General features: G+C 74.4%; 22 protein-coding genes and 2 pseudogenes. 14 read left to right on the forward strand and 10 right to left on the reverse strand.

The window, feature by feature from the left end; translation table 11 throughout:
- Nucleotides 1-44 precede the first annotated feature (44 nt).
- Both OJ254_RS18745 and OJ254_RS18750 read right to left on the reverse strand, forming a co-directional pair.
- Nucleotides 45-281 (reverse strand): hypothetical protein, encoded by a 237-nt coding sequence (locus OJ254_RS18745; protein WP_261952193.1) that lies wholly within the window; start codon nucleotides 279-281, stop codon nucleotides 45-47.
- Between the two features lie 22 nt (nucleotides 282-303).
- On the reverse strand, nucleotides 304-1,587 hold the full coding sequence (locus OJ254_RS18750; RefSeq protein ID WP_265363243.1) for an inorganic phosphate transporter: 1,284 nt from the start codon (nucleotides 1,585-1,587) through the stop codon (nucleotides 304-306).
- 379 nt (nucleotides 1,588-1,966) lie between these two features.
- On the opposite strand from OJ254_RS18750, the gene OJ254_RS18755 reads away from it, so the two are divergent.
- The 3 genes and pseudogenes from OJ254_RS18755 to OJ254_RS18765 all read left to right on the forward strand — a co-directional run bounded on the left by OJ254_RS18755 (nucleotide 1,967) and on the right by OJ254_RS18765 (nucleotide 5,579).
- Nucleotides 1,967-2,635 (forward strand): class II aldolase/adducin family protein, encoded by a 669-nt coding sequence (locus OJ254_RS18755; protein WP_265363244.1) that lies wholly within the window; start codon nucleotides 1,967-1,969, stop codon nucleotides 2,633-2,635.
- A 123-nt stretch (nucleotides 2,636-2,758) separates the two neighbouring features.
- Nucleotides 2,759-3,885 (forward strand): annotated as a pseudogene (locus tag OJ254_RS18760) (alpha/beta hydrolase).
- Between the two features lie 207 nt (nucleotides 3,886-4,092).
- A pseudogene (locus tag OJ254_RS18765) lies at nucleotides 4,093-5,579 on the forward strand (hypothetical protein).
- A 35-nt stretch (nucleotides 5,580-5,614) separates the two neighbouring features.
- On the opposite strand, the gene OJ254_RS18770 reads toward OJ254_RS18765, so the two are convergent.
- Nucleotides 5,615-6,031 (reverse strand): VOC family protein, encoded by a 417-nt coding sequence (locus tag OJ254_RS18770; protein ID WP_265365222.1) that lies wholly within the window; start codon nucleotides 6,029-6,031, stop codon nucleotides 5,615-5,617.
- Between the two features lie 289 nt (nucleotides 6,032-6,320).
- Between OJ254_RS18770 and OJ254_RS18775 the strand changes: the two genes are divergently transcribed.
- From OJ254_RS18775 to OJ254_RS18785, 3 genes are all read left to right on the forward strand, one after another.
- Complete coding sequence (locus OJ254_RS18775) at nucleotides 6,321-7,919, forward strand: ABC-F family ATP-binding cassette domain-containing protein (RefSeq protein WP_265363245.1); 1,599 nt, start codon at nucleotides 6,321-6,323, stop codon at nucleotides 7,917-7,919.
- A 392-nt stretch (nucleotides 7,920-8,311) separates the two neighbouring features.
- Nucleotides 8,312-8,533 (forward strand): helix-turn-helix domain-containing protein, encoded by a 222-nt coding sequence (locus tag OJ254_RS18780; RefSeq protein ID WP_030411710.1) that lies wholly within the window; start codon nucleotides 8,312-8,314, stop codon nucleotides 8,531-8,533.
- Between the two features lie 112 nt (nucleotides 8,534-8,645).
- A complete protein-coding gene (locus OJ254_RS18785) occupies nucleotides 8,646-9,425 on the forward strand; it encodes an enoyl-CoA hydratase/isomerase family protein (RefSeq protein ID WP_265363246.1) in 780 nt (259 codons plus the stop codon).
- A 94-nt stretch (nucleotides 9,426-9,519) separates the two neighbouring features.
- On the opposite strand, the gene OJ254_RS18790 is transcribed toward OJ254_RS18785, so the two are convergent.
- Nucleotides 9,520-10,245, reverse strand: a complete 726-nt coding sequence (locus OJ254_RS18790) for a hypothetical protein (RefSeq protein WP_265363247.1) — start codon at nucleotides 10,243-10,245, stop codon at nucleotides 9,520-9,522.
- 217 nt (nucleotides 10,246-10,462) lie between these two features.
- Between OJ254_RS18790 and OJ254_RS18795 the strand changes: the two genes are divergently transcribed.
- The 5 genes from OJ254_RS18795 to amaP are packed head-to-tail and all read left to right on the forward strand — an operon-like array spanning nucleotide 10,463 to nucleotide 12,819.
- Entirely contained in the window at nucleotides 10,463-10,921 is a 459-nt protein-coding gene (locus tag OJ254_RS18795; protein WP_265363248.1) for an Asp23/Gls24 family envelope stress response protein, read from the forward strand.
- A 37-nt stretch (nucleotides 10,922-10,958) separates the two neighbouring features.
- A complete protein-coding gene (locus OJ254_RS18800) occupies nucleotides 10,959-11,156 on the forward strand; it encodes a hypothetical protein (RefSeq protein ID WP_265363249.1) in 198 nt (65 codons plus the stop codon).
- A gap of 6 nt (nucleotides 11,157-11,162) precedes the next feature.
- Nucleotides 11,163-11,555, forward strand: a complete 393-nt coding sequence (locus OJ254_RS18805; protein ID WP_265363250.1) for an Asp23/Gls24 family envelope stress response protein — start codon at nucleotides 11,163-11,165, stop codon at nucleotides 11,553-11,555.
- The gene (locus OJ254_RS18810) at nucleotides 11,552-12,208 is read left to right on the forward strand and encodes a DUF6286 domain-containing protein (RefSeq protein WP_265363251.1); all 657 of its coding nucleotides are present in this window, start codon (nucleotides 11,552-11,554) and stop codon (nucleotides 12,206-12,208) included. Before OJ254_RS18805 ends, OJ254_RS18810 begins: the two co-directional genes overlap by 4 nt.
- Nucleotides 12,209-12,213: 5 nt before the next feature.
- Nucleotides 12,214-12,819: an alkaline shock response membrane anchor protein AmaP gene (gene amaP, locus OJ254_RS18815; protein ID WP_265363252.1), complete on the forward strand. Its 606-nt coding sequence runs from the start codon at nucleotides 12,214-12,216 to the stop codon at nucleotides 12,817-12,819.
- Nucleotides 12,820-12,855: 36 nt separating this feature from the next.
- Here the strand turns inward: amaP and OJ254_RS18820 are convergent, their stop codons facing one another.
- The 6 genes from OJ254_RS18820 to OJ254_RS18845 all read right to left on the reverse strand — a co-directional run bounded on the left by OJ254_RS18820 (nucleotide 12,856) and on the right by OJ254_RS18845 (nucleotide 18,489).
- The gene (locus tag OJ254_RS18820) at nucleotides 12,856-13,611 is read right to left on the reverse strand and encodes an SDR family oxidoreductase (protein ID WP_265363253.1); all 756 of its coding nucleotides are present in this window, start codon (nucleotides 13,609-13,611) and stop codon (nucleotides 12,856-12,858) included.
- Nucleotides 13,612-13,615: 4 nt separating this feature from the next.
- Nucleotides 13,616-15,400: a glycoside hydrolase family 15 protein gene (locus OJ254_RS18825; RefSeq protein WP_265363254.1), complete on the reverse strand. Its 1,785-nt coding sequence runs from the start codon at nucleotides 15,398-15,400 to the stop codon at nucleotides 13,616-13,618.
- A 29-nt stretch (nucleotides 15,401-15,429) separates the two neighbouring features.
- Nucleotides 15,430-16,323, reverse strand: coding sequence for an SURF1 family cytochrome oxidase biogenesis protein (locus tag OJ254_RS18830; protein WP_265363255.1), 894 nt, complete (start codon nucleotides 16,321-16,323; stop codon nucleotides 15,430-15,432).
- Between the two features lie 71 nt (nucleotides 16,324-16,394).
- Nucleotides 16,395-16,628, reverse strand: a complete 234-nt coding sequence (locus tag OJ254_RS18835; protein WP_077192103.1) for a hypothetical protein — start codon at nucleotides 16,626-16,628, stop codon at nucleotides 16,395-16,397.
- Between the two features lie 63 nt (nucleotides 16,629-16,691).
- Nucleotides 16,692-17,738 carry a DEDDh family exonuclease gene (locus OJ254_RS18840; protein WP_265363256.1) on the reverse strand — a complete coding sequence of 349 codons (1,047 nt, stop codon included), beginning with the start codon at nucleotides 17,736-17,738 and terminating at the stop codon, nucleotides 16,692-16,694.
- A 133-nt stretch (nucleotides 17,739-17,871) separates the two neighbouring features.
- Nucleotides 17,872-18,489, reverse strand: a complete 618-nt coding sequence (locus tag OJ254_RS18845) for a TetR/AcrR family transcriptional regulator (RefSeq protein ID WP_265363257.1) — start codon at nucleotides 18,487-18,489, stop codon at nucleotides 17,872-17,874.
- A 127-nt stretch (nucleotides 18,490-18,616) separates the two neighbouring features.
- Here OJ254_RS18845 and OJ254_RS18850 point away from each other — a divergent pair, with 127 nt between their 5' ends.
- The 3 genes from OJ254_RS18850 to OJ254_RS18860 are packed head-to-tail and all read left to right on the forward strand — an operon-like array spanning nucleotide 18,617 to nucleotide 21,589.
- On the forward strand, nucleotides 18,617-19,414 hold the full coding sequence (locus tag OJ254_RS18850; protein WP_265363258.1) for an acetoacetate decarboxylase family protein: 798 nt from the start codon (nucleotides 18,617-18,619) through the stop codon (nucleotides 19,412-19,414).
- Nucleotides 19,414-20,298 (forward strand): SDR family NAD(P)-dependent oxidoreductase, encoded by an 885-nt coding sequence (locus OJ254_RS18855; protein ID WP_265363259.1) that lies wholly within the window; start codon nucleotides 19,414-19,416, stop codon nucleotides 20,296-20,298. Before OJ254_RS18850 ends, OJ254_RS18855 begins: the two co-directional genes overlap by 1 nt.
- A 10-nt stretch (nucleotides 20,299-20,308) precedes the next feature.
- On the forward strand, nucleotides 20,309-21,589 hold the full coding sequence (locus OJ254_RS18860; protein WP_265363260.1) for an amidohydrolase family protein: 1,281 nt from the start codon (nucleotides 20,309-20,311) through the stop codon (nucleotides 21,587-21,589).
- Nucleotides 21,590-21,594 lie beyond the last annotated feature (5 nt).

The raw sequence follows: 21,594 nt of genomic DNA on the forward strand, positions 1-21,594 counted from the left end.
CCGTCGGTCCCGTCGTCGGGTGCCGCTGTCCGCCGTCGGCGGGGTCAGGCGGCGACGATCAGGTAGATGCCGTAGGCCACGGCCGCCGCGCACAGGGCGAAGGCGGCCAGCGCACCGGCCCGCGCGCCCGCCCCGGGCGCGGTCGCGGCAGCCGCCTCGCCCTCCCGGACCGGCTTGCGGGAGGTGCCGACGATGCCGACGGTGAAGAGGCCCACCAGCCCGACCGTCACCACGAGGGTGACGCCGAAGACCTGGCCGAGGGCCGCCCAGTCGATGGTCATGGGGTTCCTTAGGTGAGAGCCGCTAGCGGGTGACCGTCGCGGCCTGGGCGCGCGGGGCGGTGGTGGTCGGGGTGTCGGTGGCGGCGGCCTGGGCCGGCACCGTGGCGTCGGCCGGGGTGTCGACGGCCGGGGCCGGGTGGCCGGCCGGGGGAGGGGAGACGGCGCGTAGCGCGGCGGTCACCACGCCCACCGGTTCGGCGGCCGGACCCTCGTTGACGTTGGTGTGGTCGATCGGCTTGCGCCGGGAAGCGGCCCAGATCGCACCGCAGACGCCCAGCGCGAGGACCGCCACCGCGGCCACGCCCCAGGTGCCCTGACCGGCCAGGAACGCGGCGCCCGCGGCGACCGCACCGGCGGCCGGCAGCGTCAGGGCCCAGGCGCCGACCATCCGGCCGGCCGTGGACCAGCGCACCACGCCGCCCTTGCGGCCGAGGCCCGAGCCCATCACGGAGCCGGAGCAGACCTGGGTGGTGGAGAGCGCGAAGCCGAGGTGGGAGGAGGCCAGGATGGTGGCCGCGGCGCCGGTCTGGGCGGCGAAGCCCTGCGGCGGCTGGATGTCGGTGATGCCCTTGCCCATCGTGCGGATGATCCGCCAGCCGCCCAGGTACGTGCCGAGCGCGATGGCCAGGCCGGCCGAGGCGATGACCCACAGCGGCGGGTCGGCGTGCGGGGCGACGACCCCGCCGGTGATCAGCGCGAGGGTGATCACGCCCATCGTCTTCTGGGCGTCGTTCGTGCCGTGGGCGAGGGAGACCAGGGCGGCCGAGGCGATCTGCCCGGCGCGGTAGCCCTTGGCGGTGTCGGCCTCGTCGCGGCCGCGGGTCAGGCGGTAGGTGAGCCGGGTCGCCGCCATCGAGGCCAGGCCCGCGACGAACGGGGCGGCCACCGCCGGGATCAGGACCTTCATCACCACGGCCTCGCCGTGCACGCCGTGGGTGCCGACGGACACCAGGGTGGCGCCGATCAGGCCGCCGAAGAGTGCGTGGGAGGAACTGGAGGGCAGGCCCGCGAGCCAGGTGACCAGGTTCCAGACGATCGCGCCGACCAGGCCGGCGAAGATCACCTCCGGTCTGATGCCGGAGGCTTCGTCGATGATGCCGCCGGAGATGGTCTTGGCCACCTCGACGGAGAGGAACGCGCCGACAAGATTGAGGACTGCCGACATCGCCACCGCGGTCTTGGGTCGCAATGCCCCGGTGGAGATGGTGGTGGCCATTGCGTTGGCCGTGTCGTGGAAGCCGTTCGTAAAGTCGAACACCAAGGCCGTGACGATCACGATCCCGATGAGAAGCGTGATGTGTTCCATTCACCCAGGCAATCAGTTCGAAGGTCAGTGTCGCTCGGAACGTACGGAGGGCGGGTGAACGGAAGGTGAACTGGGCCGGGCGCGATGATGACGCCCCCGCAGTGTTCACGCGGAGGCGCCTCCGCTGTCACTTTCGTCTCACCCGTCGGTGAACTCGCTGGGCTACGCCGGTCCGTAGCCGGTCGTGACGTGCATGACAATGTGAAGGTAACGGGCCAGTCGCCCAAGGTGGTCGATTCCCGGCCAATCCGCCCCAGCCCCGCATTTGTCCCCATATGGCGGATACCGGTCCGGCGGGCCCCCGGCGTACCCTTCCCCGGCCTGCTCGTACGGTGGCGCGCACTGCATCCGCACTCGCCGCACCGCGCCGGAGGACCCCATGAAGGACCGTCCCGACCAGCTCGCCGCCGCCTGGAGCGACCTGGTCGAAACCGCCCGCAGAACCGTCGCCGACGGCCTGGTCGTCGGCACCTCGGGGAACGTCTCGTGCCGCCTGAAGGACCTGATCCTGGTCACCCCCAGCGGCGTCCCCTACGACCGGCTCGGCCCCCACGACACCACCGCCGTCGACCTCGAAGGGCGCCAGATCATCGGCCACCTCCGGCCGACCAGCGAGCTCCCGATGCACCTGGCGGTCTACCGCAGCACCCCCGCCGGCGCGGTCGTCCACACCCACGCCCCGCACGCCACCGCCGTCTCCACCCTCGTCACCGAACTCCCCCCGGTCCACTACATGGCCGCGGCACTCGGCGGCCCCGTCCGCGTCGCCCCCTACGCGCTCTACGGCAGCGACGAGCTCGCCGGCCACATGCTGGAGGCGCTCCGCGACCGCACCGGCTGCCTGCTGCAGAACCACGGCACCCTCACCTACGGCGACAGCCTCGACCAGGCCCTGGACCGCACCGCCCAGCTGGAGTGGATGTCCCGGGTCTGGCTGCTCGCCCACTCCGTGCCCGGCCGCACGCCGGCCGTGCTGTCCCCCGCCCAGCTCGACGCGGCCGGCACCCGCCTGGGCGGCTACGGCCAGCCCAACGGCGCCCGCGGCTGACCGCGGCCGGAGCCCGGACGCACCCGGGACGGCGGCCCGCCCAGCCGGGCGGCCGCCGGCCCGCGGTCACCCCGACGACTGCGCCAAGTGGCCGCACCCGGCGCCGCCGCCCACACTGAGGGGGTGCGTCCGGTTACCGCGGCGGCTGTGGCCGTCCTCACCGTGGCCGGTGCCGGGGCGGCTGCCGTGGCGGTCGGCCGGTACGCCGGCGACATTGCCCTGAAACCATCGCCCGACCACCCTCTTCCGGGGGACTCCCGGCTCACCGTGCACTCCGCCGGCGGGCAGCGGATCGCCCTCACCCGCAGCCTGGCGTCCCTGCGGCCCGGCACCTACGGCCTGACCGGCGCCGGCTGCCACGCGGAGGTCGGCTCCGTCGTGCACGGCGCCCCGCACCCCGCCGACGCCGTCGTCCGCCGCCTGGAGCGGGTCACCCATGGCACCCTGCGGCCCGGCATGCGGATGCGGCTCACCCCCCAGGTGCACAGCGGCAACCCCCGTGACGCCCTCGGCCTCGACTGCGCCGACGTCGACGTCCCCGGCGAACTCGGGCCGCTGCCGGCCTGGTTCGTCCCCGGCGTACGCGACACCTGGGTGATCACCGCGCACGGCCTGGGCACCACCCGCGAACACCCCATGGTGGTCATGCCGTTCCTGCACCGCCACCGGCTGCCCGTCCTCGACCTGGCCTACCGCAACGACCCGGGCGCCCCGCGCACCACCGACGGCATCAACCACCTCGGCGACAGCGAATGGCGCGACCTGGACGCGGCGATCCGCTACGCCGTCCGCTACGGCGCCCGCGACGTCGTCCTCCACGGCTGGGGCGTCGGCGCCACCATGGCGCTGCGCGCCGCCACCCACTCCGCGCTGCGCGACCGGATCAGCGGACTGATCCTGGACTCGCCGGTCCTGGACCGGCACACCACAGTCCGCGCGCTGGCCGCCGCCCGGGGGTCCCGCGCGCCCTGCTGCCGCTCGTCGTCCGGGCCGCCGAGGGCGTCACCGGGATGCCCGTCCACCGCCCCGCCGACGCCGCGGACCCGGCCGCCCTCAACGCGCCCACGCTGATCTTCCACGGCCCCGACGACCGGATCGCCCCCTGGGCGGCCTCCCGCGCCTTCGCCGCCCGCCGCCCCGACATGGTCACCCTGCACGCCGTCCCGCACGCCCCGCACGCCGCGATGTGGAACGCCGACCCGGCCGGCTACGAGGAGGCGCTGCGCCGCTTCCTCACCCCCCTCATGTGACGCCCCGCGCGGCGGCCCGGGTATCGGGTCGTGTGCCGCCGGGCGCGCCCCGGCCCCCGGCCCCGGCCCGGCCGGCGCGGTGACGTCCCGGCATACCCAAGGACAACTCCCCCCATCCGGGATGGGTCGGCGCGATGACGGCGCCCCACCAGATCGCAAGCCGGGTTCCGATTGGGCTTTCGGGCCGTCAGCGGCAAGACTGCTCCTGTGACGTCCCGTACTCCGCGCGACTCCCGGCTCCGACTCGTCCCCCGTCAACCGGTTGCGGCCGCCCGCCGGGCGGTGACAACCCGGGCCAAGCGGCCGGCGCCCCGCCCGCCCGAGGGCACCCCGCCGCCCGCGGAACTGGCCCGCCAGGCCCGCGCCGTGCTGGCCGGCGCGGCCCGGCTCGCCCGCTGGGCCGACGGCTCCGGCGCGGCCGGGGGCACCGGCGGCGGTCTGCGGGCCGGCCCGGACGGCGCGCTGCCGGCCGCGGCGGTGGAACGCGCCGCGGACGCGCTGGCCCTGACGCCGCGGCAGGTGCGCACCGACTGGGACCTGGCCCGGCTCGCCGGACTCATCGAGCTGCACGACGGCCTGGTCCGCCCCGGCTGGCGGCTGCGCGCCTGGGACCGCGACGACACCGCCGTGCTGCGCGGCTGGGTCGCCCTCTTCGACGCCTGGTCGCTGGCCCGCCCCGCCCCGGCCGGCGCCGCCCCGCGATCGTCGCCGAGGTCGTCGAGGCGCTGCCGCAGCTGCTCTCCCTGCTGCACCTGTCCGCCGGGCCGGTACGCCTGCCGGTCCTGCTGGACATGCTCGAACAGCGGGTCACCGAACTCCGCACGGAACGCTGCGAGGTCCCCTACGGACAGGACGCCCCGGACACCCCGGACGCCGCGCCCGCGCCCGGCGCCCCGCACCCGGCGCCCGACCCGGCCGACGACTCCGCGGGGGCGTCGCTGGCCGAACTCCTGGGCTGGGCGCTGGAGGCCCTGCTGACCGTCGGCGCGCTGGTCCCTCCGCACGGCGCCCGGGACGGGGCCTGCCACAGTGCGGACGACGCGGCCGAGGCACAACTCACCCCGTTGGGCAACTGGTCGGTGTGGGTCAAGCTGGAGCAGATCTGCGTGGCCGCGCAGAGCCCGGCCGGCAACATCGAGCAGTCCGCGGAGGCGATGCTGCGCGGCTGCGCCCGGCTGACCCCGGGGCCGGCCCGCGCCGAGTACCGCGCCTGGCTCGCCGCCCGCTCCGTCGGCGCGGCCGTCGAGGAACTGCTGACCGTGGCCCGCGGTGAGGACGCGCTGCTGCGCGGCCTGGCCTTCGAGGCGCTGCGGGCCGTCGGCGCCCCCGCGGAGCAGGCCGTACGCACCGCCGCAGAGGAGCCCGTGCTGCGTCCGTACGCCCTGCTGTGGCTCGTCGAGCACGAGGGCGGCGACCCGGAGACCGCGCCGGACGTGCTCACCCGCGAGGAGTCGACCTGGCTGTGGGTGGACACCGCGGCGGCGGTCGCCGACCACGGGGAGACCCAGCTGCTGGTGCGCCATCTCGACTCGGCGGTCCAGGGCTCGGTGCCCCGCCTCCTCGAGGAGGTACGCGCCGTCGGCCACCCCCGCACCGTCCAGGTGCTCGTCGCGCTGGCCGCGGCCCACCCCGACCCGGCCCTCGCCAAGGCCGTGCGCCGGGCGGCGTTCCAGGTGCACACCGGCGGGGCCTGACCGCCTTCGGCCGGTGCCGGGCCCGGACCAGGTGGTCAGGGCCCGGCACCGCCGGCGGCCACGGCCGGGGTGTAGGTGCCGAAGCTCCAGACGTTTCCCTCGGCGTCCCGCGCGAGGTACTCCCGCGAGCCGTACTCCATGTCGGTGGGCGGCAGCAGGATCTCCACGCCCGCCCGCTCGGCCCGCCGGTGGTGGGCGTCGGTGTCCTCCACGCGGACGTAGACGCCGACCGGCCCGGCCTCCTCCATCGCCTCGGCGAAGACCCCGCCGCGCCCCTTCGAACCCAGCATCACCGTGCCGTTGCCGTAGGAGAGTTCGGCGTGCAGCACCAGGCCGTCCTCGGTCTCGTACTTCGCGCCGACGGTGAAGCCGAACGCCTCCGTCAGCTGGGCGATGGCGGCCTGGGCGTCCTGATAGAGCACCGTCGGGTACATCGTCGGCGTCCCTGGCATCGTGATCACGGTCCTTTCCGTGGCGGCTTCATGTGTCCCGGATCACAGTCTTGCACCGGGGGCCGACAACGCCCGCTCGCGCTCCGCGCGCGGTGTCGCAGCACACGGCGTCGCCCGCGCCCCGGACCGGCGGACGGCCCGTACGCCCCCGCCCGGCGACCGGAAAAACTACTTGCACCGGCCCGTTAGACTGCCTCCCATGGCAGTTCTCCTCTGGGTTCATTAGACGGCGCAGCCCGCTCTCGGACCGTCCGTCCAATCCGCCGTCTTCCTGCCCTGGAGTTTTCCCGTGATCACCGCTTCCGGCATCGAGCTGCGCGCCGGCGCCCGCGTCCTCATCGATTCCGCCTCCTTCCGCGTCGCCAAGGGCGACCGGATCGGCCTGGTCGGCCGCAACGGCGCCGGCAAGACCACCCTCACCAAGGTGCTGGCGGGGGAGGGCATCCCCGCCGCCGGCACGGTCACCCGCTCGGGACAGGTGGGCTATCTGCCGCAGGACCCGCGCACCGGCGACCTGGACGTCCTCGCCCGCGACCGCATCCTGTCCGCCCGCGATCTGGACACCGTGCTGCGCAAGATGCGCGAGAACGAGGACCGGATGGCCAACGGCAAGGGCGCCACCCGCGACAAGGCGATGAAGAAGTACGAGCGCCTGGAGACCGAGTTCCTGACCAAGGGCGGGTACGCCGCCGAGGCGGAGGCCGCGACCATCGCGGCCAGCCTGGGCCTGCCCGACCGCATCCTCGCCCAGCCGCTGCACACTCTCTCCGGCGGCCAGCGGCGCCGCGTCGAGCTGGCCCGGATCCTCTTCTCCGACTCCGACACCCTGCTCCTCGACGAGCCGACCAACCACCTCGACGCCGACTCGATCGTCTGGCTGCGCGACTACCTCAAGACCTACCGCGGCGGCTTCATCGTCATCTCGCACGACGTCGACCTGGTCGAGACCGTGGTGAACAAGGTGTTCTACCTGGACGCCAACCGGTCCGAGATCGACATCTACAACATGGGCTGGAAGCTCTACCAGCAGCAGCGCGAGGCCGACGAGAAGCGCCGCAAGCGCGAGCGGGCGAACGCCGAGAAGAAGGCCGCCGCGCTCAACTCCCAGGCCGACAAGATGCGGGCCAAGGCCACCAAGACGGTCGCCGCGCAGAACATGGCCCGGCGCGCCGAGAAGCTGCTCTCGGGCCTGGACGAGGTGCGGGTCTCCGACAAGGTCGCCAAGCTGCGCTTCCCGGACCCGGCGCCGTGCGGCAAGACCCCGCTCACCGCCGAGGGCCTGTCGAAGTCCTACGGCTCCCTGGAGATCTTCACCGACGTCGACCTCGCCATCGACAAGGGTTCCCGGGTCGTCATCCTGGGCCTCAACGGCGCGGGCAAGACCACCCTGCTGCGGCTGCTGGCGGGCGTCGAGCGGCCGGACACCGGCGAGGTCCGCCCGGGCCACGGCCTCAAGCTCGGCTACTACGCCCAGGAGCACGAGACCCTGGACCCGGACCGCACGGTCCTGGAGAACATGCGCTCGGCCGCCCCGGACATGGACCTGGTCGCCATCCGCAAGACGCTGGGCTCCTTCCTCTTCTCCGGCGACGACGTCGACAAGCCCGCCGGGGTGCTCTCCGGCGGTGAGAAGACCCGGCTGGCGCTGGCCACGCTGGTGGTCTCGTCCGCCAACGTGCTGCTGCTCGACGAGCCCACCAACAACCTCGACCCGGCCAGCCGCGAGGAGATCCTCGGCGCGCTGCACACCTACGCGGGCGCGGTGGTCCTGGTGACGCACGACGAGGGCGCGGTGGACGCGCTCCAGCCGGAGCGGATCATCCTGCTGCCCGACGGCGTCGAGGACCTGTGGGGCCAGGACTACGCGGATCTGGTCGCGCTGGCCTGAGCCGGGCGCCCGGCCCGGGGCCCCGGGCCGGTGCGCGGCGGCGTCCCGCGGTGCCCTCACGGGCGCGGGGATCATGCCGTATGGATCATTCGGCCGACGTGTGATCCATCATCTGAGTGAGAACGGCTCGTACACCGGCGTGCCTGCGCGCGGCGTCCCGTCCGCTCCGGCCCGGAGCGCACCTTTTCGGCCGTACGCCACCTGACCTGCCACTTCTCGTCCCGATCGGCGGCCGCTCGGCCCACGGGACGAGCGGAATGACGCATTCCGACCGCTCGGAACGGGCCCGTGGCGGCAAAGGATGTCGGAGAGACCTTGCGGAATGGGTGGCCAGGAAGCCGGGGAGGGGTGATCATGAGAGTCCAGAGCGCACTTCCCACGAGGAGGCACGGGTGGCCGAGACTCTGAAGAAGGGCAGCCGGGTGACCGGCGCCGCGCGCGAGAAGCTCGCGGCAGACCTGAAGAAGAAGTACGACTCCGGTGCGAGCATCCGGGCGCTGGCCGAGGAAACCGGTCGCTCCTACGGATTCGTGCACCGGATGCTCACCGAATCCGGCGTGGTGCTGCGCGGTCGCGGCGGAGCCACAAGGGGCAAGAAGGCCGCCACGGTCTGACGGCCGCGTCTCCGGAGCAGCGGTCTCCCCCCGGTCGGCCGATCAGTCGGCCGGGAGGTTACCGTTCAGTCACTTACGCACGTACGTGCGGCTGGCTGACTCGGAGGCGCTCATGACTCTGCTCGACAAGGACGGTGTGCAGCTCACCGTGGACGGCGACATCGCCACGGTGACCCTCGCCAACGCGGCCAAGCGCAATGCGCAGTCGCCGGCCATGTGGCGGGCGCTGGCCGAGGCGGGCTCGCTGCTGCCGGGGAACGTCCGGATCGCGGTGCTGCGCGGTGCGGGCAAGTCCTTCTCCGCGGGCCTCGACCGGCAGGCGTTCACGCCCGAAGGCTTCGACGGCGAGCCGTCGTTCATCGATCTGGCGCGCGGTTCGGACGACGCCCTGGACGGCACGATCGCCGAGTACCAGGAAGCGTTCACCTGGTGGCGCCGGAACGACCTGGTGTCCATCGCCGCCGTCCAGGGGCACGCCATCGGCGCCGGCTTCCAGCTGGCGCTCGCCTGCGATCTGCGAGTCGTCGCCCAGGACGCCCAGTTCGCCATGCGGGAGACCAGCCTCGGGCTGGTCCCGGACCTGACCGGCACCCACCCCCTGGTCGGACTGGTCGGCTATGCCCGGGCGTTGGAGATCTGCGCCACCGGTCGGTTCGTGCACGCCGACGAGGCCGCCCGGATCGGCCTGGCCAACCTCGTCGTGCCCGGCGACGAACTCGACGCCGCCGTGTCCGACCTGGCGGCCGCGCTGGTCGCCCCGCCGCGCGACGCCGTCATCGAGACCAAGGCCCTGCTGGCCGGCGCCGCGGGCCGCACCTACGAGGAGCAGCGCCGCGCCGAGCGTGCCGCCCAGGCCCGCCGGCTGCGCGACCTCGCCGGCGTCGGCGACTAGCCGCGCCGAAGCCGACGCGCTCTTCCTGACGTGGTCTGGCCGGGGGCCGTACGGCACCCGGCCAGACCACGTCCGTCTCCGCTTCCGTCCCGTGTCAGTCCCGCTCCACCGCCGTGACCAGCACCGCGACCGTCTCCGGCGCGTCCGGCCGGGCCGCCACCGCCTGCCGTACCGCGACGGCGACGTCCAGCGGGCGGTAGCCGGCCGCCACGGCCAGCTGGACCAGCGCATGCCCGTCGGTGCGCCGCACCGCCCGGGTCCGCCCCCCGAGCACCGGCGCCAGCCGGGCCACCCCGGACACCGCCAGCGCCGCGGCGGCGATCCCCTCCGGGCCCTCCGAGGCCGCACCGGCCGGCTCGGCCGTCACGGGCGGCTTCTCCGGGCGGACGGTGGTGAGCGCCGGCCCGGCGCGGCCCGCCCCGGGCTCCTCCAGCAGGTCCGTCACCCGCAGGTCCACCGCGGCCACCACCAGCCCCAGCCCCTGCACCGACGCCTCCAGCAGCGCCGCCCGCACCTCGTCGGCGACGGCGGGCAGCGGCCGGTCGCCGACCGCGGCGAACTCCGCGGTGATCCGCAGCGGGCCCGGCGGCAGGGCGCTCGGCGGCGCCGGCACCGCCGGGTGAGGGGCGTGCGCCGGGTCGACGACGGACAGCCGCAGGGTGCCGAGCCGCACCCCGGCCCGCGCGCCGAGCGCCGCCGACAGCGCCCCGGCGGCGGCCTGCTCGGTGATCCAGGACCCGTTCGCGGGCCCGCCCAGCGGCAGCACCCGACCGATGCCGAGCTGCTGCCGTACCGTCTGCGCCACCTGTTCAGCGGCCACCGCGTCACCCCTTTCGGACCCCCGCCCCCAGCCTGCCGCAGACCGGCCCGTACGGCAGGGCGGTGAGGCGAACGGCGCCAGCGGGAGCACTCTGCTGCCGCATCCCGTAAGCGCGCGGGGACGACCCCACCTACTGTGGGAGCGAAAACACCACGAAACGGGATGAGAGCGACAGAGCTGAAGAAATCCCCTTCTTCCCGGAAAGGGACGTACGGTGATGACCGAGAGCCAGCAAGAGGACGGGCCCAGGACGCCGGTCAAGCGCGGCGGCGGTGACCCCGCGACCCGTGGGCGGACCACCATCGCCGACGGCGTCGTGGAGAAGATCGCCGGTCTCGCGGCCCGGGACGTCGTCGGCGTGCACGCCATGGGCAGTGGCCTGGCCCGCACGCTCGGCGCGGTACGCGAGCGGGTGCCCGGCGGCGGCCGGGCGGCGACCGCGAGCCGCGGGGTGAAGGCCGAGGTCGGCGAGGTGCAGACCGCGCTGGACCTGGAGATCGTGGTCGACTACGGCGTCGCCATCGCCGACGTCGCGCGCAGCGTGCGGGAGAACGTCATCGCGGCGGTGGAGCGGATGACGGGCCTGGAGGTCGTCGAGGTCAACATCGCGGTCAGCGACGTCAAGCTCCCCGACGAAGCGGACGAAGAAGAGGAAGCGGAGCCGCGGCTCCAGTGAGCGGGGCCCGTCCGGAGTGGCAGCGAAGGAGCGCACGATGAGCATGGCCATGGCCGGTCTTCTGGCCGGAATGGCGCTGGGCTTCGCCGGATACTTCGGCGGATTCGGCGCGTTCGTACTGGTGGCGGCGCTGGGCGCGGTCGGGTTCGTCGCGGGCCGGATCCTCGACGGGGACGTGGAGGCCCGCGAGTTCTTCCGCGCCCGCACCGGGGACCGCGACGAACGGCGGCGGTGAGCCGGGGTGGCGACGGCGTCCCCGCCCACCGCTGCCGCTGACGTGCCGGCGGGCGAGCGGGGCGCGACCCGGGTCGCGGACCGGGTGGTCGCGAAGATCGCCGCCCGGGCCGCCCGCGAGTCACTGCGCGCGCAGTCCCCGCAGGACCGCACGGACGCGCACGCCACGGTGAGCGTCCACCGGCGTGAGGACCTGGCCCACTTCGGCGAGGCGCGGGTACGGATCGCGGTGGAACTGGGCTACCCCTCGGACATCGGCGCGCAGTGCGGAGCGGTGCGGCGGCGAGTGACCGAGCGCGTGGGGGAGTTGGCGAACATGACGGTTCCCGAGGTCACGGTGGAGGTCGAGCGGCTGCACTCCCCGCTGCTGGAGGGCAGGGGCCGGGAGAGGGTGCGATGAGCGACGACGACGCGGAGCCGGAAGAGACCCGGCGGCTGCCCACCCTGGAGAAACCGCCCGGCGGATCGCCCCGTTCCGCCACCGGTGCCACCGCCAGCGGCGCCGCGGACCACGGCCGCGGCCGCTTCTGGTCGTCCCGCCGGGTCCCGGCCGGCCTGGTCGCGCTGGTGCTGCTGGCCGCCGCGGGACTGCTGCTCTACGACGTGGCCGCGGTGCGCGCGCACCGCCCCGCGATGGCCTGGCGCCGGTGGCTGGCCGGCGAACTGGCCACCCGTCACCTCGACGACACCTGGGTGCTGGCCGGCGCGGCGCTGGCCGCGGCGGTGGGCCTCTGGCTGATCGTGCTCGCCGTCACCCCCGGCCTGCGCCGGGTGCTGCCGATGCGGCCGGTCGCCCCGGACGTCCGGGCGGGCCTCGACCGCCCGGCCGCCGCGCTGATCCTGCGCGACCGTGCCATGGAGGTCGCCGGTGTGCAGTCCGTACGGATGACCGTCGGCCGGCACCGGGCCAAGGCGCGGGCGGTCTCCCACTTCCGCGAGCTCGACGAGGTGCGAGCCGACCTCGACGCCGCGCTCGGCGCCGGCCTCGACCAGCTGGGCCTGGCCCGCCGGCTGCGGCTGACCGTGCACGTCCGGCGTCCGAAGAAGGGGTGAATGCGATGCGCCGGACCCGCAGAACGGCCAACCGGGTGCTGCTCGGCCTGATCGGCGTGGTGCTGTTCGGCACCGGCGGACTGGTGCTGCTGGGCGGGCTGGACCTGCCCGCGGCCTGGCACCTCGGGCTGCCGGCCGGCTGGCCCTGGTCCCGCCCCGGCGACGTCCTGCTCTCCGCGTACCAGCGCACCCGCTGGACCGGCCAGGGCTGGTGGTGGCCGGTGGTCATCGCCGCCCTGGCCGTCCTCGTGCTGCTCCTGCTCTGGTGGCTGCTGGCGCAGTTCCGGCGCCACCGGCTCGGCGAGATCCTCGTCGACAGCGGCGACGGCGAGGGCGCGGAACTGCGCGGGCGGGCGCTGGAGGCGGTGCTCACCGCCGAGACGGAGGCGCTGGACGGCGTCGACCGGGCTGCCGTACGGCTCACCGGCCGCCGCACCGAACCCCGCGTCCGGGCGGTCCTCGCGCTGGCCCCGCACGCCGACCCCGGCAACGTCCTCGGCCGGCTGTCCGGCGAGTCGATGACGCACGCCCGGCGCTCGGCGGGGCTCGACCGGCTGCCGGCCGAGATCCGGCTCCGCGAGGTCAAGCACCGCCCCGAACGCGTCACTTGACGGACGGGGCGGGCCGCCGCCCGCCCCGCGGCCCCCTCAGAAGCCGTGCCGGGCGCCGCCGTCGACCGGCACCATCACCCCGGTCACGTACGACGCGGCCGGCGACAGCAGGAACGCCGCGACCCGGCCGAACTCCGCGGGCGTGCCGTACCGGCCCAGCGGGATCGCCGCGGAGTTACGGGCCCGGCTGCCCTCCGGGTCGCCGGAGAGCGCGTCGAGCTGGGTCATCCGGTCGGTGCCGATCCGGCCCGGCAGCACCCCCAGGACCCGGATGCCGCGCGGCCCCACCTCATTGGCGAGCGACTTCGCGAAACCGGCCAGACCGGGCCGCAGCCCGTTGGAGACGGTCAGGCCGGCGATCGGCTCGTACACCGAACCGGACAGCACGAACCCGATCACGCCGCCCTCGTCCAGCTCGGCGGCGGCCGTCCGGGCCAGCCGTACCGCGCCGAGGAAGACCGACTCGAAGGCCGCCTGCCACTGCTCGTCGGTGTTGTCGGCCGCCGTCCCCGGCGGCGGGCCGCCCACGCTGATCAGCACGCCGTCCAGCCGGCCGAAGCGCTCGCGGGCGGCCGCCACCAGGCGGGCCGGGGTGTCCGCGGCGGCGTTGTCGGCCGCCACGCCCAGGGCGCGTTCGCCCAGCGAGGCGGCGGCCCGGGCGGCGCTCTCCTCGGTGCGGCCGGTGATCACGACGTTCGCGCCGTCGGCGACGAGTGCACGGGCGGTGGCGAAACCCAGGCCACGGGTCGCCCCGGTGACGAGGTACGTCCGGTCGGTGAGTCCAAGATCCATGGCCCTAGTCTGCCTCCGACCCGTCCAGCAGCCCGAAGGCGGTCCCCACCAGCCCGATGTGGCTGAACGCCTGCGGACAGTTCCCCAGCTGGCGGCCGGCCGCCGGGTCGTACTCCTCCGCGAGCAGCCCCACGTCGTTGCGCAGCGACAGCAGCCGCTCGAAGAGCTGCGCCGCCTCGTCCCGCCGGCCGCTCATCCGCAGCGCGTCGGCGAGCCAGAACGAGCAGACCAGGAAGGTGCCCTCACCGCCCGGAAGCCCGTCGACCGAGCCCCCCTCGGTGGTGTACCGGCGCACCAGGCCCTCGTGGGTCAGATCCCGGCGCACCGCCTCGATGGTGCCGCGCACCCGCGGGTCGTCACCGGGCAGGAAGCCCACCCGGGGGATCAGCAGGGTCGCCGCGTCCAGGTCCCGGGTCTCGTAGGACTGGGTGAAGGTGCCGCGCTCGTCGTCATACCCCCGCTCGCACACCTCGCGGTGGACCTCGTCCCGCATCGCCCGCCAGCGGTCGATGCCGCCGCCCAGCTTCGGGTTCGCCTCCAGGGCCCGCACCGCCCGGTCGGCCGCCACCCACGCCATGACCTTGGAGTGCACGAAGTGCCGGCGCGGCCCGCGGATCTCCCACAGCCCCTCGTCGGGGTCGCGCCAGTTGGACTCCAGGTACTCCATCAGCGACCGCTGGATGCTCCAGGCGTGCGGTTCGGCCGGCAGGCCCGCGGTGCGGGCGAGGTGGAAGGAGTCCAGTACCTCGCCGTAGACGTCCAGCTGGCGCTGGTCGACGGCGCCGTTGCCGATCCGCACCGGCGCGGAGTCGCAGTAGCCGGTCAGCCACGGCACCTCGTACTCCGGCAGTCGCCGCTCGCCGGCCAGCCCGTACATGATCTGCAGGTCGTCCGGGGCGCCGGCCACCGCCCGCAGCAGCCAGTCCCGCCAGGCGCCGGCCTCGTCCAGATACCCGGCGGACAGCAGGGAGTTCAGGGTGAGGCTGGCGTCGCGCAGCCAGCAGTAGCGGTAGTCCCAGTTGCGCACCCCGCCGAGCTCCTCGGGCAGCGAGGTGGTGGGCGCGGCGACGATGCCGCCGGTGGGCGCGTAGGTGAGGGCCTTGAGGGTGATCAGCGAGCGGACCACCGCCTCGCGGTACGGCCCGTCGTAGCGGCACCGCGCCGACCAGGCCTGCCAGTCCTCCAGCGTGTCCTCCAGCGCCTGGAACGGCTCGATCTGGTCCGGCCGCGGCTCGTGCGAGGGGTGCCAGGTCAGGACGAACGCGGTGCGCTCGCCCTCGGCGACGGTGAAGTCCGAGCGGGTGCTGAGGTCCTTGCCGTAGGTGCGGCCCTGATCCGGGGTCCGCAGCCATACGGAGTCCGGGCCGGCGATCGCGACCCGGGAGCCCTCGGCGGCCCGCACCCAGGGCACCACCCGTCCGTAGTCGAACCGCAGCCGCAGCACCCCGTGCATCTCGACCCGGCCCTCAAGGCCCTCCACGACCCGTACGACATCGGGCTGGACGTCGCGCTGCGGCATGAAGTCGGTGACCTTCACGCGGCCGGTCGGGGTCTCCCAGACGGTGTCGAGGATCAGTGACTCGCCGCGGTACGAGCGGTGGGCGCGGGCCTTCGGTGACTGCGGCGCCAGTCGCCAGTGGCCGTTGTCCTGGCTGCCGAGGAGGGCCGCGAAGCAGGCGGGCGAGTCGAAGCGGGGCAGGCACAGCCAGTCGATCGAGCCGTTGCGGCTGACGAGCGCGGCGCTCTGCAGGTCCCCGATGAGCGCGTAGTCCTCGATATGTGGGTGCACGCAGCTCGCCTTCCCGCGGTGCGGGCGCCCTACTCGGTGCTGACCGCCGACCGGGCTACCTCGGCGGAGCCGCCGTTCTCCCGCCCCGTTCCGGCCACTTCGGCGCCTCCGGCCGCGTCGTCCGCTCCGTCCGCGTCGGCCGTACCGTCCGCGCCCGCCGCGGCCTCCTCGGCCGCCTTCGCCCGGTCGCGGCGCTCCCGGCGCACCAGCACCACCCAGCCGAACGGTACCGCCGCGGCGAACAGCCACCACTGGATGGCGTACGCCATGTGCGGGCCGATGGAGTCGTGGTCCGGCTCGGGGACCAGCTCCGGCGTGCCGCCCGGCGGCTCGGGCGCGCTCTGCTCGATGTAGCCGCCGAGCATCGGCCGGCCGGTCCGCTTCGCCTGCTCCGTGCTGTTGATCAGCATGACCTGGCGGGGCGGCAGGCCCTTGGTGTCCTTGATGCCGCTGACCGCGGTGGTCTCGTCGGCCATCATCCGGCCGGTGACGGTGACCGTGCCCTTGGGGGCGGGCGGGACGTCCGGGAACTTGGTGAGGTCGTCGCCCGCCGAGATCCAGCCGCGGTTGACCAGCACGTCGTCGCCGTCGCCGAGGATCAGCGGGGTGAGGACGTAGTAGCCGATGGACTGTTCGTCGGCGGCGGTGCGCTGCCGGACCACGACCTCGTGGGCGGTGTCGTAGCGGCCGGTGGCGGTCACCGGGCGCCACATGTCGCGGTGCGGCAGGTCCCGTCCGGGGGCGGCCAGGTCGGTGACCGGGACCGGCTTCGCGGCGAGGCTGGACGCGATGAGCTGGTTCTGCGCCACCTTGTGCTCATGGCGGTGCAGCTGCCAGAAGCCCAGCTTGATCATGACGGGGATCAGCACGAGACCCACGAGGGTGAGGATCACCCACTGCCGGGACAACAGGAAGCGGTACACGGCTTCGACGGTACCTGGGGCGGTCCGGCCGCCCGGCGCCGGGTCCGGGAGCGCCGGCCGCCGCCCCGCCCTCACACCCGGTCGACGATGCCCACCCGCCCGTCCGACCGGGCGCAGTGCGCCCCGCAGTACCACTTGCCGTCGGCCTCGACGCCCTGGCCGATGATCTGGACCCGGCAGTGCTCACAGATCGGCGCCATGCGGTGGATGGCGCAGGAGAAGCAGTCGAAGACGTGCACCGCGCCCTGCGCGTGCACCTCGAACGTCATCCCGTAGTCGTTTCCGCAGACCTCACAACGTGCCATGCGCCACAGCGTGCGGGCGGGGCCGGTGCGGGGCGAGGCGCCGGAGGGCGTGTTGGCCGGGCTTCACCCGGACGCAGGCGCGGACCCGGCCGGCGCGACGTCCTGGAGCAGCTGCATGAAGGCCGCCTCGTCGATCACGACCGTGCCGTACGCGGCGGCCTTGACGGTCTTGGAGGTGCGGGCGTCCGGGTCGTTGGTGACCAGCAGGCTGGTCACCCGGGAAAGGCTCGTGGCGACGTGCAGTCCGGCCTCGGTCGCCCGGTCCTCCAGCAGCTCGCGGTCCACCGAGGTGTCACCGGAGAAGGCGACCCGCATCCCCTGGACGAGCCGGCCGCCCTCCTCGTAGCGCCCCGGATTGGGGTACGGGCAGGCCGGCCGCTTGCGGGACGGCCGCCAGGTGGACGGGCGGTAGGACGGTGCGGCGTCGGTCCGGCGGGGCGCGGGGCTGTCCGACCACTCCGTGAGCGGCTGGCAGCTCAGCAGCGGCAGCCGAAGGTTCTCCCGGGCGGCCCGCCGCAAACTGGGACGAAATGCCTCGGCCAACACGCGGGCGTCGTCCAGCGCGTGGTGGGCGCGCTCCTGGACGACGCCGTAATGGGCGGCCAGCGACTCCAGTTTGTGGTTGGGCAGCGGCAGCCCGAGCTCCTTCGACAGCGCGATCGTGCACAGCCGCTGGCTCACCGGGGCGACCGCCGCGGCGCGGGCGTACTCACGGGCGATCATCGACCAGTCGAACATGGCGTTGTGCGCCACCAGCACCCGGCCGTCGAGCCGCCGGGACAGCTCCGGGACGACGTCCGGGAAGAGCGGGGCATCGGCCAGCACCGCGCTGGTGAGGCCGTGGATCCACACCGGGCCCGGGTCCCGCTGCGGGTTGACCAGGGTGTACCAGTGGTCCTGGACCTCGCCGCGGGCGTCGAGTTGGTACACGGCCGCGGAGATGATCCGGTCGTCCCGCGCCAGGCCCGTCGTCTCCACGTCGACCACCGCATACCCCTCGGGGTACCCGGACGGCCAGGGGGCCGGCGGCGTCGGCGGCGTGGACGGTCCCGGCTGCTGCCCGATCTTCGGCGCGATCGGGTCGGCTGCTGCCATGCGGTCTTCGAGCATGGTCCCTGAGGATACGGGCCCCCACCGACACCGGCCGAACCCGGACCGCCGCCGCAACCCGCCCGGACGGTCCGCAAACCGGCAAATCCGGCCCACCGCCGTGGGTTTGACGCCCCCGCCGCCCGATCCCCCCTCAGGCCGGCAGCAGGGACGCCACCAGCGCCTCCAGCGCGACCGTGAACAGCCGCTCGGGGTCGGCCGGCGCGGCCAGGGCGCGGGCCAGCGCCGGATCGTGCTCCGCGGTGGGGGAGTCCCACAGCTCGCCCTCGCTCGGGTGCTGCGCCGGCGACCGCTCGCGGGCCCGCTCGACCAGCACGAAGCCGACGACCTGGAACTGCACCGCGCGCACCGCCTCGGCGGCCGGCCGGCCGCGCAGCCCGGCGGCGTGCAGCTCGTGGACCAGCGCCTGCTGGGCGGGCAGGAACATCCGCTCCGTCAGGCCGCGTTCGTGCACCATCGCGATCAGCTGCGGCCGTTCGCGCAGCGCCGCGTACAGCGCCCGGGCGACCGAGACGACCCGGGCGTGCGGGGTGCGCCCGGCGGGCCGGATCTCGCCCATCTCCCGGACGGTGCGCTCGACCAGCGCGTCCAGCAGGGACTCGCGGTTGCCGACGTGCCAGTAGATGGAGGTGACGGCGGTGCCCAGTTCCGTGGCGAGCCGGCGCATGGTCAGGGCGGCCGGGCCGTGCTCCCGCACCAGGCGGGCGGCGGCCGCCAGCACCTCTTCGCCGGTCAGCGCGGTACGTGTCATGGCTCCCACCTATCCCGTCAACTCCCGTGCACGCAAGGCTCTTTACCCTTCGTCCCGCTCGGTGTAACAGTGTTACAGGCGCCGATGGAACCCCCGGAAGGTCACGACCTGCGAAGGGCGGTACGACATGGCACGCACACGCTACGGAGCCCGCACCGAGGCGGAGATCGCCGCGGCGCGCGCCACCGGCTCCCGGCTCCCCGACATCTGGTCCACCGGTGTGGTGGCGCTCTGGGAGAGCGATCCGGACGCGGTCGCGGCCGTGCTCCCACCGCCGCTGAAACCCTCCGGACGCCCGCTGGTCCGGGCCACCGTCAGCACCGTCTCGCTGCCCGGCTATCCGCTCGGCGCCGGCTCGGTCGCGGTCGCCGCCGAGCACGACGGCGTACCGGGCTGGTATCCGCTCGTCATGCCGATGACCCACGAGCGGGCCCTGACCGGCGGGCGGGAGGTCTTCGGGGAGCCGAAGAAGCTCGGCGAGGTGACCGTCGAGCGCGACGGCCTGACCGTACGCGCCGCGCTGGCCCGGCACGGCATCGCCTTCGTGGAGGTGCGCGGCGCGGTGAGCGGCGGCCTGCCGGTCCCGGAACCGGCCGAGAAGACGGACTTCTACTTCAAGTTCCTTCCCGCGGTGGACGGTTCGGGCTTCGACGGGGACCCGGTGCTGGTGCACTGCGTGCGGCGGGAGAAACACCGCACCCTGGAGCGGGTCACCGGCGACGTCGTCCTCCGGGAGTCGATGTACGACCCGGTCGCCGACCTCCCCGTCCGCACCCTCGTCGGGATCACCCTCGGCGAGAAGACCAGCGACCAGCGCGGCCGGGTCGTCGCGCGGGTGGACCCCGAGGCCCTGCTGCCCTACGTCCACCAGCGCTACGACGACCCGCAGCAGATCCTCGACGGGCCGCCCGAGGGGAGCGTCTGATGGACCTGCGGGCGGGACAGGTCGCGGTCGTCACCGGCGCCGCGAGCGGCATCGGCCTCGCCCTGGCGCGGCGCTTCGCCGCCGAGGGGCTCAAGGTCGTCCTCGCGGACGTCGAGGAGGCGCCGCTGCGGGCCGCCGCGGACGCGCTGACGGCCGGCGGCGCGGAGGTCCTCGCGCGCACCGTCGACGTGGGCGTGCGCGACGAGGTGCGGGGCCTCGCCGACGCGGCGTACGACGCCTTCGGCGCGGTCCACGTGCTCTGCAACAACGCGGGCGTCGGCTCCGGCGCCGAGGGCCGCATGTGGGAACACGAGGTCAACGACTGGAAGTGGGCCTTCGCGGTCAACGTGTGGGGCGTCTTCCACGGCATCCAGGCGTTCGTGCCCCGCATGCTCGCGGGCGGCGCACCGGGCCGCGTCGTCAACACCTCCTCCACCGACGGCGGCATCGCCCCGCTGCCCACCGCGTCCGTCTACGCCGTCACCAAGGCCGCCGTGGTGACCATGACGGAATCGCTGCACGCCCATCTGACGGCGGAGGGCGCGCCCGTCGGGGCGTCGGTGCTCTTCCCCGGCCCGCACATGCTGCGCACCGGCCTGTGGGAGTCGCACCGCAACCGGCCCGCGCGGTACGCCAAGGAGAAGCCCCGCCGGACGCCCTACCGCAGTCTCGGCCAGTGGGAGGCCGCGATGCAGGAGGCCGGGCAGGAGATCGCGTTCACCCCGGTCGAGGAGGTCGCCGACGCCGTGGTGGACGGGATCCGGGCGGACCGGTTCTGGATGCTGCCGCCCGCCGAGCACACCGACCGGCAGATCAGGGCCCGGGCGCGGTCGATGCTGGACCGGTCCGCCCCGTCGTACCTCGAACGCTTCATCCTGGACTGAGGGGTGTGTGATGACCGACCAGGACCCGTACCTGATCATCTCCTCCGACTGCCACGCCGGGCTGCCCACCGAGGAGTACCGGCCCTATCTGGAGCGCCGGTTCCACCGGGCCTTCGAGGAGTTCCTCGGGGAGCGCGGCGCACGCCGGGCGGAGGCCACCCGCCTCGGCATCCGCAACGAGGCGTTCGCCGACCGGTGGTTCGCCGACAACGAGGAGGGCCTGCGCGGCGGCTGGGACCCCGCACAGCGCCTCAAGGAGCTCGACGGCGACGGCGTCGCGGCGGAGGTCGTCTTCCCGGACGCGGACGCGGTGGACAGCCGGACCGCCGCGCCCTTCGGCGTGGGACTCGGGCTCTCCGGCGACCAGGACCCCGAACTGGGCATGGCGGGGGCCCGGGCCCACAACCGCTGGCTCGCCGAGTTCGTCTCCGCGCACCCCGAACGGCACTGCGGCGTCGCCCTGTTGCCGGTGACGGCGGACCCCGGCGAGGTCGTCGCGGAGGTCCACCGCGCCAAGGAGGCCGGGCTCGGCGCGCTGATGATCCCCGCCATGTGGGCGGACAAGGCGCCCTACCACGACCGGCGTTACGACCCCGTGTGGGCGGCCGCCGCCGAGTGCGCGATGCCGGTGGTGACCCACTCCGGGTCCGCGCCCCGCCACGAATACGGCGACCACCTGGGCATCTACGTCTCCGAGGTGACCTGGTGGCCGGCCCGGCCGCTGTGGTTCCTCCTCTGGTCCGGCGTCTTCGAACGCCATCCCGGCCTGAAGTTCGGCGTCGCCGAGTCCGGCTGCTGGTGGCTGCCGAACCTGCTGTGGTTCATGGACCGCCTCTACCTGGGCGCACACGGCGGCAAAAAACTGTCCCCCTTTGCCGAGTTGCGGCGGGCGCCCCACGAATACCTCGACCGCCAGGTGTTCGTCTGCGCCACCAACACCAAGCGCCGCGAACTCGCCCAGCGCTACGAGATCGGCGTCGACAACATCCTCTGGGGCAGCGACTTCCCGCACCCCGAGGGCACCTGGCCGGACACCCGGCGCTGGCTGCGCGACACCTTCCACGACATCCCGGTCGCGGAGACCCGCCGGATGCTCGGCCTGGCCGCGGCCGAGGTCTTCGGCTTCGACCCGGACGCGCTCGCCCCGCTGGCCCGCCGCATCGGCCCGACGCCCGCCGAACTCGGCCAGTCCGACGACCAGTCGGCGGTCGAGGCGGCCTGGGCCCGCTCCCGCGACGTGGGCCGCCACTGGCTCACCGGCCACGACTTCCCGCTCCTGGGAACGGAGTGACAACC

Origin of the sequence: Streptomyces endophytica (assembly GCF_026153355.1) — a bacterium.
GTDB classification, from domain to species: domain Bacteria; phylum Actinomycetota; class Actinomycetes; order Streptomycetales; family Streptomycetaceae; genus Streptomyces; species Streptomyces endophytica.